Source organism: Gordonia jinghuaiqii (assembly GCF_014041935.1).
Lineage (GTDB): Bacteria > Actinomycetota > Actinomycetes > Mycobacteriales > Mycobacteriaceae > Gordonia > Gordonia jinghuaiqii.
Map to the genome: position 1 here is coordinate 4,735,620 of NZ_CP059491.1, position 12,536 is coordinate 4,748,155.

Here is a 12,536-nt window from a genome sequence, read left to right on the forward strand (position 1 = left end):
AACAGTCCTGCCCGCCTCGGCCGGTACGCATCACCGCATGCGATCGGACCGGGTCGAGGACGACAACGCACACGGCCACACCCAGCAAAGGAACCACGATGGGCCATTACAAGAGCAACATGCGCGACCTGCAGTTCAACCTGTTCGAGCTGTTCGAGCTCGACAAGGTGCTCGAGTCGGGCGACTTCGGCGACCTCGACCACGAGACCGCCGTCGACATGCTGCGCGAGGTCAAGGCGCTCGCCGAGGGCCCGATCGCGGAGTCATTCGTCGACGCCGACCGCAACCCGCCGGTCTTCGACCCCGAGACCCACAGCGTCACCATCCCCGAGGGCTTCAAGAAGTCCTACCAAGCACTCGTCGAGGGCGGCTGGGACAAGATCGGCATCGACGAGGAGCTCGGCGGCCTGCCTGCTCCCCGTTCGCTGTACTGGGCCATCGGCGAGATGATCCTCGGCGCCAACCCGCCGGTGTTCATGTATGCCGCCGGCGCCGGCTTCTCCCAGATCTTCTACGACAACGGCACCGACGAGCAGAAGAAGTGGGCCACCATCTGCGCCGAGCGCGGCTGGGGCGCCACCATGGTGCTGACCGAGCCAGACGCAGGTTCCGACGTCGGCGCGGGCCGCACCAAGGCCGTGCAGCAGGAAGACGGCTCCTGGCACATCGACGGCGTGAAGCGTTTCATCACCTCCGCCGACCAGGACATGACCGAGAACATCTTCCACCTCGTGCTCGCGCGACCTGAAGGTGCCGGACCGGGCACCAAGGGTCTGTCGCTGTTCTTCGTACCGAAGTTCCACTTCGACTTCGAGACCGGCGAACTGGGCGAACGCAACGGCGTCTTCGTGACCAACGTCGAACACAAGATGGGCATCAAGGCCTCGGCCACCTGTGAGCTCACCTTCGGTCAGCACGGCATCCCGGCCAAGGGCTGGCTCGTCGGCGACGTCCACAAGGGCATCGCGCAGATGTTCGAGGTCATCGAGCATGCCCGAATGATGGTGGGCACCAAGGCGATCTCGACCCTGTCGACCGGTTACCTGAACGCGCTGGAGTACGCCAAGGAGCGTATCCAGGGCGCCGACATGACCCAGATGACCGACAAGGCCGCTCCTCGCGTGTCGATCACCCATCACCCCGATGTGCGTCGCTCGCTGATGACCCAGAAGGCCTACGCCGAGGGCCTGCGCGCGATCTACCTCTACACCGCGTCACACCAGGACGCCGCTTCCGCGCAGATCGTCTCCGGCGCCGACGCCGAGATGGCGCACCGGGTCAACGATCTGCTGCTCCCGATCGTCAAGGGTGTCGGCTCCGAGCGGGCCTACGGCACCCTCGGCCACGAGTCGCTGCAGACTCTGGGCGGTTCGGGCTTCCTGCAGGACTACCCGATCGAGCAGTACATCCGTGACTCCAAGATCGACTCGCTGTACGAGGGCACGACCGCCATCCAGGCGCAGGACTTCTTCTTCCGCAAGATCATTCGCGACAAGGGTCAGGCACTGGCTCACGTCGCCGGACAGATCCAGAAGTTCATCGACTCCGAGGCGGGCAACGGTCGACTCAAGGCCGAGCGCGCTCTGCTGAAGACCGCGCTCGACGACGTGCAGGCCATGGCCGCTTCGCTGACCACCACTCTGATGGGGGCACAGGAGAATCCGACCGAACTGTACAAGGTCGGCCTCGGTTCGGTCCGCTTCCTCATGTCGGTGGGCGACCTGCTCATCGGCTGGCTGCTGCTGCGCCAGTCCGAGATCGCACTCGCCGCGCTCGACGGAGGTGCATCCGACGCCGACAAGCCCTTCTACGAGGGCAAGGTCGCCGTGGCCGGCTTCTTCGCCAAGAACATGCTGCCGATGCTCACCGCCGTGCGCGCCACCGTCGAGAACGTCGACAACGACATCATGGAACTCGACGAAGCGGCCTTCTGACCCTTCCGCACACGCACCACGACTGGACAGACGCACCATTCCGCCACGCGGGGTGGTGCGTCTGTCCTTCTGACTCTGGCACGTTCCCGCCGAGTGGCTTCCTTCCCGCTAATTGGACCCAATTGGCGGGAAGGAAGCCACCCGGCGGGAAGAAAACCGCGGTTCGGCGGAGACGAGTCGGCTGCGATGCTCTCGAATCCGGGACCGGTCTGTCCATCGAAGGTGAGATGGCCATGTCCGTTCGTCTCAAAGCGACACAGTTTGTGCCGTCGGCGGAGAATCTCCCTAGCCTGGAGGAAGCACCACCATCGGTCGGGGACAACCGAGGGAGAAACCATGAAGGCATTGATCTTCCATGGACCAGGCCAGAAGAGTTGGGATGACGTGCCCGACCCCAAGATCCTGGAACCCACCGACGTCATCGTGAAGATGGATGCCACCACCATTTGCGGCACCGATCTGCACATCCTCAAGGGCGACGTGCCCGCTGTGCAGCCCGGGCGCATCCTGGGCCACGAAGGCGTCGGTACCATCACCGAAATCGGCAGTGCAGTAACCACTCTCGACGTCGGCGATCAGGTGATCCTGTCCTGCGTCTCGGCCTGCGGAAAATGCGACTTTTGCAAACACGGAGTCCACTCCCACTGCCTGGGCAGTGAGGGGGCGTCGGGGATCGGGTGGATCTTCGGGCACCTCATCGACGGGACCCAGGCGGAGTTCGTGCGGGTCCCCTACGCCGAGACCTCGGTGTACAAACTGCCCGCAGGCGTCACAGCCGAGCAGGGCGTCGTACTGAGCGACATCCTGCCGACCGGCCACGAGATCGGAGTGCGCTACGGCCACGTCAAGCCGGGTGACGTGGTGGCCGTCGTCGGTGCCGGACCGGTGGGTCTGGCCACCATCGCAACTTCGGGGCTGTACGGTCCCAGCCGCGTGATCGCCATCGACCTCGACGCCAACCGTGTCGAACAGGCGAAGGCGTTCGGTGCGACGGATGGGGTCGTGTCCTCTGATTCGGATTGGAAAGACCAGGTCATGGCGATGACCGACGGGCTCGGCGTCGACGTCGCGGTCGAAGCGGTCGGTATCCCGCAGACGTTCCAGATGTGCCTGGACATCGTGCGGCCGGCGGGCAACGTCGCGAATGTCGGCGTGCACGGTGCTCCGGTCGAGTTCGCTCTACAGGACCTGTGGATCTCCAACATCAACGTGGCGATGGGCCTGGTGAACACCGACACCCTGGGCGTCCTGCTCAAACTCGTCGCGCAGCGTCGCATCGATCCGGACATCTTCGTCAGCCACCGATTCGCATTGGGCGACATCATCGAGGCCTACGACGTCTTCGGCCGCGCCGCCGAGACCAAGGCGCTGAAGGTGATCCTGCAGGCCTGACCCGCCACCGAAAAACCACCACCGAAAACCGCCACAAACGGACAGATCCATCGCCCCGGCGGGGCGATGGATCTGTCGACAAACGGTGGGTGTGCGGCGGACTACTTCGGTGGCATCCGGATGCCGCCGTCGACGCGGATGACCTCGGCGTTCATGTAGCTGTTGGTCACCAGCTCCACGACCATCGAGGCGAGCTCGTCGGCCTGGCCCAGACGGTGCGGGAAGAGCACCGACTCACCCAGCTTGGCCTTGAACGCATCGGCGGCTTCGCCTTCGCCGTAGATCGGGGTGTCGATGAGCCCCGGGGCGATGGTGTTGACGCGGATGCCGACCGCGGCCAGGTCACGCGCGACCGGCAGGGTCATGCCCACGACGCCACCCTTGGACGACGAGTACGACGCCTGGCCGATCTGGCCGTCGAACGCGGCGACGCTGGCCATGTTGACGATGGCACCGCGCTCACCGTGCGCGTCGAGCGGCTCGTTGCGGCTCATCGCGGTGGCGGCCAGACGGATGCAGTCGAAGGTACCGATCAGGTTGATCGCGATGACCTTCTTGTATGCGTCGAGGTTGTGCGCCGACCCGAACTCGCCGTCGCGTCCGATGGTGCGCTGCGCCCAGCCGATCCCTGCCGAGTTGACCAGCGCACGCAGCGGGCCGAGTTCCGTCGCGGCGTTGACTGCTGCCTCGATCTGCTCGGTCGAGGTCACGTCGACGCTGACGAACTGGCCGCCGATCTCCTTGGCGAGTTCTTCGCCCTTGTCTGCGTTGAGGTCGGCGACGACGACCTTCGCACCCTTGGCCGCCAGCTGGCGAGCCGCAGCTGCACCGATCCCCGACGCGCCACCTGTGACGATTGCACTAGCTCCATTGATATCCACGACTCGGAGCCTATCGAGCGATCTATCGCTCGGTAAAGACCTTGAGCGAATCACTCCGACGGTCTACACGCACTTCACGATCGGCTCGGGCGCGTAGCGGACGGTGCGGGTGTACCGGTTGATCTCGCGGCCGGTCTTCGCGTCACGGATGATCCGCGTGTCCGACGTCGTGAAACCCTTGCTACCGCTGCTGGGAATGCAGTCATCCCCGCGGGGCACCCTCACCCGCTCCGGGTCGGTGGTGGCGAATCGTTCGCCGGTGATCGATTCGACCTCGAAAGTCTCTGTTCCCCAGAGCTTCACGGTCACCGCCGACGGCGACCAGCTGGTCTCGATGAGAACGCCGTGACGAGTGTTGTTGCGGAACTTCAGATCGATGGCGCCCTCGAACACCGTGGCCTCACGCGCCTCGGGATAACGCGAGATGTAGTAGGCGTGCTCGGTGTGGTCGACGTCCTCGAGACCGGCGAAGTAGGCCGCGTTGTACAACGTCGTGGCGAACTGCGAGATACCACCACCGACGGCCGTCGACGCGCGGCCGTGGTCGATGATCGTCGAGTCGACGTAACCCTGTTCGGCTCCGCGCGGACCCGTGTGCCCGTTGAGCGAGAACACCTTTCCGGGCAGGACCAGCGCGCCGTCGACCTCTGCGGCGACGAGTCGGATGTTCTCGCCGGATGCGCTCGAGAAGCCACCGGTGGTGTACTCGCTGATCAGTTCACGAACTCCGAGTTTGCGAGCGGCATCGGTGGTGAGTTTGGGTTCCACCTCGTCGTAGACGACGTCGACGGTGCGATCTCCGCCCCGGGCGGCGGCAGTCACGAGAGCCTCGAGGGTGCCGGCCCAGTCGATCGTGTAGCCGGGAACCGCGGGAACCACCGTCGGCCGCCCACTCGCCAGGCTGAATTTCGCGCTGACCGCCGGGCGCTGCGACGGATCGAGGTCGGGAGCGAGCACCTTGCGGGCGAGCTTCTCATCGGCCCGGGGCTCGAGTCCGCCTCGGCCGTCCGGCCCGAAGGTCAGCATCGCCGCGATGTCGCCCGCGGGGACCTCGACAGTGCGTGTGCGACGGTCCACCAGACGCATCGGAGCCGACGTCGCGCGTTGTGCGGGGCCCGCCACCGTCGCGGCCACCACCTGCGCGCTGACTGTCGGGGAGAACGGCTCCATCGGCAACTCGACCGGCCTGCCGTCGAGCCAGCGGTCCACCAGGGTGGTCGCCGCGGCGTCGCGCGCGATGCGCTCGCCGGCGGCCGGCTGGTCGCCGACCGGAGTGGCGCCCTCGTAGTGCACGCCGCCTTCCACGGCCGCCTTCTCGAGCGATCCACGGTGTGCGTCGAGTGCGGCATCCATGGCGGCACGATCGAGCGTGACCACGGGCTCGACGTCGTGATCGCGGCCGAAGAGCGCGGCGAAACGGGTGAGCACGTTCCGCGGCTGCTCGAGCATGTCGGCCCGCGTGGCCTCGGCGTCGAAGCTGAGTCCGAGCTCGGAGGGCGAGATCTCGGCGGAGCCCTCGGGTGTTCGGAGGATGACCGGCTGCTCCGAGCGCGCGGTCAGCTCATCGAGTACCGGATCGAGTTCGGAGGTGTCGCGGTTGCCCGCGTCGATCCCACCGATGACGGCGTTGCGCGGGGATTCGGAGCGAGTGGCGACGAACTCGGCCGCGAGGACGAGGGTCACGACGGCGATCACGGCCAACACGGCCTGCGCAACACGACGTACTCGGCGAGCGCCTGTGGTCACAACTCCATCCATCACGGCTGACTACTGGGCCAGTCATGGGTGGCCGCAGAACTACGGGCGGGCAACTACTGCTTTTTCAAACGTAGGCGCTCCGACCGAGCTGTCGGGTCGGGGGTCTGACAGCTCAGCCGGAGCTGTAACCATATTTACGCTACTTTTCGGTCGGTGACATCTTCGGCTGCACATTCCGGCCGAATATGTGACGAAGTACCCCAATTCGTCCCGCAAAAGTGAGACGGATCGAGCGGACCGTCGCCGATCCGTCCCATTTGTACCATTCGTCGGTGCACCCTGCGCCCCATTGGGGGCGTGGTCAGCCCTGAATGATCGCGGTGACGCCCTGTCCACCCGCCGCGCAGATCGAGATCAGCGCACGACCGCCGCCGTTCTCCTTGATCTGCTTGGCCGCCTGGGCCACGATGCGTCCACCGGTCGCGGCGAACGGATGGCCGGCCGCCAGCGACGAGCCGTTGACGTTGAGCTTGGACCGGTCGATCGAGCCGAGTGCCGAATCGAGACCGAGACGTTCCTTGCAGTACTCCTCGGACTCCCAGGCCTGCAGCGTCGCGAGCACCACGGACGCGAAGGCCTCGTGGATCTCGTAGAAGTCGAAGTCCTGCAAGGTGAGTCCGTTGCGTGCCAGCAGACGCGGCACCGCGTAGGTCGGCGCCATCAGCAGGCCATCGGGTCCGTTGACGTAGTCGACGGCAGCGGTCTCGCTGTCGACGAAGTACGCCAGCACCGGCAGTCCACGCTCGGCGGCCCACTCGTCGCTGGCCAGCAGCACAGTCGACGCACCGTCGGTGAGCGGCGTCGAGTTGCCCGCGGTCATGGTCGCGTCACCGAGCGAGACCCCGAAAACCGGCTTGAGCTTGGCGAGCTTCTCCGCGGTCGAGTCCCCGCGCAGGTTCTGGTCCCGGGTCAGGCCCATGAACGGGGTGATCAGGTCGTCGAAGAAGCCGTCGTCGTAGGCGGCCGCCATGCGCTGGTGGCTCAGTGCGGCGAGCTCGTCCTGGTCGGCGCGCTTGATGCCGAACTCCTTGGCGGTGATGGCCGCGTGCTCGCCCATCGACATGCCGGTGCGGGGCTCACCATTCTGCGGGATCTCGATCCCGAGCTTGGTGAGCAGCTTCGCCGCACCCAGGATCTGGTCCTTGGTGCTGCGCGCGCGGTTGACCTCGAGGAGTTGCCGACGCAGACCCTCCCCGACGGCGATCGGCGCGTCGGAGGTGGTGTCGACGCCACCACCGACGGCGGCGTCGTAACGGCCGCGGGCGATCCCGTCGGCGACGGTGGTGATCGCCTGCAGACCCGTCCCACAGGCCTGCTGGATGTCGAAGGCGGGGGTGTAGGGCGACAGCGCCGAACCCAGCACGGACTCGCGGATGAGGTTGAAGTCGCGGGCGTGTTTGAGCACGGCGCCACCGGCCACCATGCCGAGCTGCTCGCCCTGCAGGCTGAACCGGCTCACCAGGCCGTCGAGGGCCGCGGTGAACATCTCCTGATTGCTGACCTTGGCGTATGCCTTGTCCTGGCGGGCAAACGGGATGCGGTTGCCGCCGAGGATCGCCACCGGTCGCTCGGGCCGGGTCGTGGGTTGGGCGGGCTTGAAGTCGGTCGTGCTGTTCTCTGCGGCCACGTCGATCTCCCAGGGTCGTGTGCGGTATCTATAGCGTATTCTTACTCATCAGTAAGTTCGTTGTCGAACGACAGTCAGAGGAGATCAACGTGGCAGCCAACGGAAACACTGGCCTGTACTCGAGCTTCGTCCACTCCGCGCCCGGCGCATTCATCGCCAAACAGGCCGGGCTCCCCGTGCCGCCGCCGCTGCGGCGATACAAGGCGTCGGAGCCGCCACTACCGGGCCCGGTGCTGCTCGGCGGGTCCGGACGCCTCGTCGAACCGCTTCGCGAGATGCTCTCCACCGAGGACTACACCCTCATCCAGAACGCCACGACCGGCCGCAGTGCCGACAAATACGGCGGCCTGGTGTTCGACGCCACCGGCATCACCTCCCCCGCCGAGCTGCGTGCGCTCTTCGAGTTCTTCCAGCCGGCCATGCGATCGACCGCGCCGTGCGCCCGGTTCCTGGTGATCGGCACCACGCCCGAGCTCGTCACCGACCCGTCCGAGCGCGTCGCACAGCGCGCACTCGAGGGCTTCACCCGTTCGCTGGGCAAGGAGCTCCTGAAGGGCTCCACCGTCCAGCTCGTCTATGTCTCCCCCGACGCCAAGACCGGCCTGACCGGCCTGGAATCGACCGTACGCTTCGTGCTGTCGGCCAAGTCGGCCTTCGTCGACGCCCAGGTCATCCGGGTGGGTGCGGCCGATGCGACCGCCCCGAAGAACTGGGACCGCCCACTCGAGGGCAAGGTCGCCGTGGTGACCGGTGCGGCACGCGGCATCGGCGCGACCATCGCCGAGGTCCTCTCCCGCGACGGAGCCCATGTCATCGCCGCCGACGTCCCGCAGGCAGGTGACGCGCTGTCGGAGACAGCGAACAAGGTCGGCGGCACCGCCTTCCCGCTCGACGTCACCGCACCCGACGCCGGGGCGAAGCTCGCCGAGCACGCCCTCGAACGCCACGGCGGTATCGACATCATCGTCAACAACGCCGGCATCACCCGCGACAAGCTGCTCGCCAACATGGACGACGCCCGCTGGGACGCGGTGATCGCGGTGAACCTCATCGCACCGCAGACCCTCGTCGAGACGTTGCTGGAGAAGGGTGCGCTGCGCGAGGGCGGCGCGGTCGTCGACGTGTCGTCGATCGCCGGTATCGCCGGCAATCGCGGTCAGACCAACTACGGGACCTCGAAGGCGGGTGTCATCGGCCTCGTCGACGCCTACGCGCCGATCCTCGCCGAGAAGGGAATCACGATCAACGCCGTGGCGCCGGGCTTCATCGAGACCAAGATGACCGCCGCGATCCCCCTGGCCACGCGCGAGGCCGGACGTCTGATGAGCTCGCTGCAGCAGGGCGGACAGACCGTCGACGTCGCCGAAACCGTTGCCTACTTTGCCAATCCGGCGAGCAACGCGATCACCGGCAACGTGGTCCGCGTGTGCGGCCAGGGATTCCTGGGTGCCTGATGGCCAAGACGATCACACTCCCGGCAGCACCCGGAACCGGCGAGATCTACGGCAAGGCCGTCACCGCGCTACTGCCCGGCATCGGTAAGCCGCCGCGCGTACCGTCGGACGCGACCGCACCGGACACCCGCTACCGGCTCGACGATGTGCGGGTCGATCCCGCTGCGCTGCAGGCATATTGCCACGCGACGGGCCAGCGCTTCGGTGACACCCTGCCGCTGACCTACCCGTTCGTGCTGCAGTTCCCGGTGGTCATGAAGTTGATGACCTCCGACGAATTCCCCTTCGGCGCAGTCGGTTCGGTGCACATGACCAACCGGATCGAGCGCAAGCGACCCATCGGGGCCGGCGAGCCGCTGAGCATCGTGACGCATGCGGAGAACCTGCGTGAACATCGCAAGGGCATGCTGATCGACGTGATCAGCGAGATCAGTGTGGGTACCGAGTTGGTGACGACGCAGACCGCGACCTTCCTCAAGCAGCAGCGCACCAGCCTGTCCGACGAGCCGCGCGGCCCGGAACCGAAGTCGAAGACCCCGCCCCCGCCGGATGCGATCCTCGCCGTCGACCACAAGCGCATCCGTGCGTACGCCGCGGCGTCGGGTGACCGCAATCCGATCCACATGGGCAACCTGCCGGCCAAGGCCTTCGGATTCCCCAAGGCGATCGCACACGGAATGTGGAGTGCCGCCGCAGCTGTGGCAAACGTGGAGTCGCAACTGCCCGACGCCGTCACCTACGACGTCCGGTTCGGCAAGCCGATCCTGTTGCCCGCCAAGGTGAATCTCTACACACGCCGCATCCACGGCCACGGCAGCTTCGACATCTCGATCCGCGACCGCCGCAAGGGATTCCCGCACCTCACCGCGACCACGCGGGAGGGCTGAGCACCACGGCGCGCTCAGGCGACGTACCGCCGTCTGAGCGTGCCGGCTACGCGCTCGTTGCACAGCCAAGTGCGGTCGATGTCGTATGGGCACTCATCCGCGGCAGCCGAGAACGGACTGTCACATGGGCCGTTGACGAGTTGGCGCTTATTGCTGTCAAGCAATACGGAAGGGCCGGTCCCTGCGCCACGTCGGACGTCCAGAACCGGCCCCGCCAGGTTGAAGTGGCGATGTCTATCGGTCGGCGCTCCACCTCTTCTTCGGGGAGGTGTGGCACCGCCTCGTTCACTCGTCGTAGACGATGAGACCGCGAATGTTCTTGCCCTCGCGCAGATCGGCGACTGCCTGGTTGATGTCTTCGAGCTTGTAGCGGGTGGTGACGAGCTCGTCGAGTTTGAGATCGCCGCGCATGTAGAGGTCGAGCAGCATGGGGATATCGTTTCGTGGGGCACACGATCCGAAGAGGGCACCCTGGAATCGCTTACCCGACATGGTGAGTTCGAGAAGGTTGATGCTGATCTCGGTCTGCAGGGCCGGCGCTGCGGAGGTGCACACCATCACGCCGCCCTTACGAACGAGTGCGTTCATGCCCTGGATCAGTTTGCCGTCTCCGACACCGACGGTGAAGATCGCCCGGTCGGCAAGCCGCCCGTTGGTGATGTCCTCGACGATGGCGAGCGCTTCGTCGGCGTCGGTGGCGGTGTGGGTGGCACCGAACTCGAGCGCCTTTTCACGCTTGGATGCGACCGGGTCGACAGCGACGATCTGGGTTGCGCCGGCGAACTTCGCGCCCTGCACTGCGTTCATGCCGACGCCGCCGACTCCGAATACGACGACTGTGTCGCCGATCTGGGTTTCGGCAGCATAGACGGCCGAGCCCCAACCGGTGGGCACTCCGCAGCCGACGAGGGCTGCCTTGTCAAGAGGGATCGACTTGTCGATTTTGATCACAGAGTTGAGCGGTGCCACGACATAGGGACTGAACGTGCCCAGAAAGCACATTGCGCCGACGCCCTTGCCACGAGCGTGTACGCGATGGTCTCCGTCGAGTGTCACACCCCCGAGCACGCCGGCACCGAGGTCGCACAGGTTCTGGTCGCCGGCGACGCACGGGATGCACTTTCCGCAGGCGGGCAGAAACGAGAAGACAACATGGTCGCCTACCTCGAGATCGGTGACGCCGGGCCCAACTTTCTCGACGACGCCAGCACCTTCATGGCCACCGAGTAGCGGCGCCCAGTCCAGTGGGATGTCGCCGGTGTCGACGTGATCATCGGAGTGACAGATGCCGGTGGCGGCGAGCTTGACCAGGACTTCGTTGTGGTTGGGGTCGTCGATTTCGATCTCTTCGACGCTCCACCCCGAGTTTGTTCCGGGCTCCCAGAGGAGCGCTCCCTTGGTTTTCATGTTCCTGATCTCCTTATCGACAGTGTGTGATTTCTGCTACATGTTTTCTATCATTACAAGGATTACATAGGCAAGGAGATGATGGATGGAACTGGGACTGTTGTTGAATCCGGGACACCGGCCGGGATCGGACCTCTCGGCTGCGGTCGCGTGGGACGTCGAGCTGATCAGGTGGGCCGACGAGCTCGGGTACCGGGAGGCGTGGATCGGCGAGCACCTGACCGTGCCATGGGAGCCGGTGCCGGCTCCGGACCTCGTCATAGCGCAGGCGCTGACCCAAACCAGCACGATCCGATTGGGACCGTCTTCGTTGAACCTACCGCTGCACCATCCGGCGATGGTGGCGCACCGATGGGCATTCCTGGATCAGCTCTCGCAGGGCCGGATCAACCTCGGCCTTGGAGCCTCAGGCACGCTGACTGATTGGCATCTGTACGGGATCGACGGCGCCTCAGGCCAGCATCGGGAGATGATGGTGGAATCGCTGGACGCCGTCGTGCGGTTGTGGACCGAACCCGGACCGTATGAGTCGTCGGGACGTTTCTGGACGGTCAACAAGCCGGGGCCGATGGTCGATGGTTTCCTCGATTTTCACATGCAGCCCTTTCAGCGGCCGCATCCGCCGATTCACCTCAGCGGTTTGAGCCCGCAGTCACCGACCCTTCGCCTGTGCGGGGAACGCGGTTATGCCCCGCTGAGTTTGGCTCTGAACACGGAGTATCTGGCCGAGCTGTGGCGCACCGTCGAGCAGGGTGCGGACACCACAGGCGCAGTGGTCGATCGCTCGAGTTGGGGCATCGGCTGGGATGTCTTTGTCGCTGAGACCGACGAAGAAGCGCTCCGGCTGAGTCTGGACAGCGGGATGGGGGCCTACCTTGGCGAGTTCTGGCTGCCCATGCTCCGGGGCGTGGGGCTCGCCTCGATGTACAAGGCCGACCCAGACATGTCGGATGCCGATCTCACGCCCGAGTACTACCTGCGCCACTGTGCACTGGTCGGTTCGGTCGAAACCGTTGTGGACAAGATCGAGGAGTCCGTGGCGCGGACCGGCGGTTTCGGCACGCTGATTCAGCAGGGGCACGACTTCGCCGACGATCGTGCACCGCTACGGGCGTCGATGGAAATGCTGGCGACTGAGGTGATGCCCAGAGTCCGGGCAGCGAGAGGTGTGGCCGAGGGCGTATCGCGCTAGCCAG

Annotated in this window: 9 protein-coding genes; 5 read left to right on the forward strand and 4 right to left on the reverse strand. The window is 65.7% G+C overall.

Annotation, left to right across the window (positions count from 1 at the left end; all coding sequences use genetic code 11):
* The first annotated feature begins 98 nt into the window (after positions 1 to 98).
* Together H1R19_RS21080 and H1R19_RS21085 are read left to right on the forward strand one after the other, a co-directional pair.
* Complete coding sequence (locus H1R19_RS21080) at positions 99 to 1,934, forward strand: acyl-CoA dehydrogenase (RefSeq protein ID WP_219850074.1); 1,836 nt, start codon at positions 99 to 101, stop codon at positions 1,932 to 1,934.
* A gap of 336 nt (positions 1,935 to 2,270) precedes the next feature.
* Positions 2,271 to 3,326 (forward strand): zinc-dependent alcohol dehydrogenase family protein, encoded by a 1,056-nt coding sequence (locus tag H1R19_RS21085; RefSeq protein WP_188328247.1) that lies wholly within the window; start codon positions 2,271 to 2,273, stop codon positions 3,324 to 3,326.
* A gap of 101 nt (positions 3,327 to 3,427) precedes the next feature.
* Here H1R19_RS21085 and H1R19_RS21090 read toward each other — a convergent pair whose 3' ends face one another.
* The 3 genes from H1R19_RS21090 to H1R19_RS21100 all read right to left on the reverse strand — a co-directional run bounded on the left by H1R19_RS21090 (position 3,428) and on the right by H1R19_RS21100 (position 7,592).
* Positions 3,428 to 4,207 (reverse strand): SDR family NAD(P)-dependent oxidoreductase, encoded by a 780-nt coding sequence (locus tag H1R19_RS21090; RefSeq protein ID WP_188328248.1) that lies wholly within the window; start codon positions 4,205 to 4,207, stop codon positions 3,428 to 3,430.
* Positions 4,208 to 4,270: 63 nt separating this feature from the next.
* Positions 4,271 to 5,953, reverse strand: a complete 1,683-nt coding sequence (locus H1R19_RS21095; RefSeq protein WP_425323650.1) for a VanW family protein — start codon at positions 5,951 to 5,953, stop codon at positions 4,271 to 4,273.
* Positions 5,954 to 6,266: 313 nt separating this feature from the next.
* Positions 6,267 to 7,592, reverse strand: a complete 1,326-nt coding sequence (locus tag H1R19_RS21100) for an acetyl-CoA C-acetyltransferase (RefSeq protein ID WP_188328250.1) — start codon at positions 7,590 to 7,592, stop codon at positions 6,267 to 6,269.
* Positions 7,593 to 7,681: 89 nt separating this feature from the next.
* Between H1R19_RS21100 and H1R19_RS21105 the strand changes: the two genes are divergently transcribed.
* Positions 7,682 to 9,046 (forward strand): 3-oxoacyl-ACP reductase, encoded by a 1,365-nt coding sequence (locus H1R19_RS21105; RefSeq protein WP_219850076.1) that lies wholly within the window; start codon positions 7,682 to 7,684, stop codon positions 9,044 to 9,046.
* Positions 9,046 to 9,933, forward strand: coding sequence for a MaoC/PaaZ C-terminal domain-containing protein (locus H1R19_RS21110; protein WP_219850077.1), 888 nt, complete (start codon positions 9,046 to 9,048; stop codon positions 9,931 to 9,933). The genes H1R19_RS21105 and H1R19_RS21110 overlap by 1 nt, the downstream gene beginning before the upstream one ends.
* A gap of 285 nt (positions 9,934 to 10,218) precedes the next feature.
* Here H1R19_RS21110 and H1R19_RS21115 read toward each other — a convergent pair whose 3' ends face one another.
* Positions 10,219 to 11,340 (reverse strand): NDMA-dependent alcohol dehydrogenase, encoded by a 1,122-nt coding sequence (locus H1R19_RS21115; RefSeq protein WP_188328253.1) that lies wholly within the window; start codon positions 11,338 to 11,340, stop codon positions 10,219 to 10,221.
* Positions 11,341 to 11,425: 85 nt separating this feature from the next.
* Here H1R19_RS21115 and H1R19_RS21120 point away from each other — a divergent pair, with 85 nt between their 5' ends.
* Positions 11,426 to 12,532 (forward strand): LLM class flavin-dependent oxidoreductase, encoded by a 1,107-nt coding sequence (locus H1R19_RS21120; RefSeq protein ID WP_188328254.1) that lies wholly within the window; start codon positions 11,426 to 11,428, stop codon positions 12,530 to 12,532.
* Positions 12,533 to 12,536 lie beyond the last annotated feature (4 nt).

What these genes read in the sequence shown, in the direction of transcription:
- H1R19_RS21080 (WP_219850074.1), top strand. Translation starts at nt 99, where the DNA reads ATGGGCCATTACAAGAGCAACATGCGCGACCTGCAGTTCAACCTGTTC.
- H1R19_RS21085 (WP_188328247.1), top strand. Translation starts at nt 2,271, where the DNA reads ATGAAGGCATTGATCTTCCATGGACCAGGCCAGAAGAGTTGGGATGAC.
- H1R19_RS21110 (WP_219850077.1), top strand. Translation starts at nt 9,046, where the DNA reads ATGGCCAAGACGATCACACTCCCGGCAGCACCCGGAACCGGCGAGATC.
- H1R19_RS21115 (WP_188328253.1), bottom strand. Translation starts at nt 11,340, where the DNA reads ATGAAAACCAAGGGAGCGCTCCTCTGGGAGCCCGGAACAAACTCGGGG.
- H1R19_RS21120 (WP_188328254.1), top strand. Translation starts at nt 11,426, where the DNA reads ATGGAACTGGGACTGTTGTTGAATCCGGGACACCGGCCGGGATCGGAC.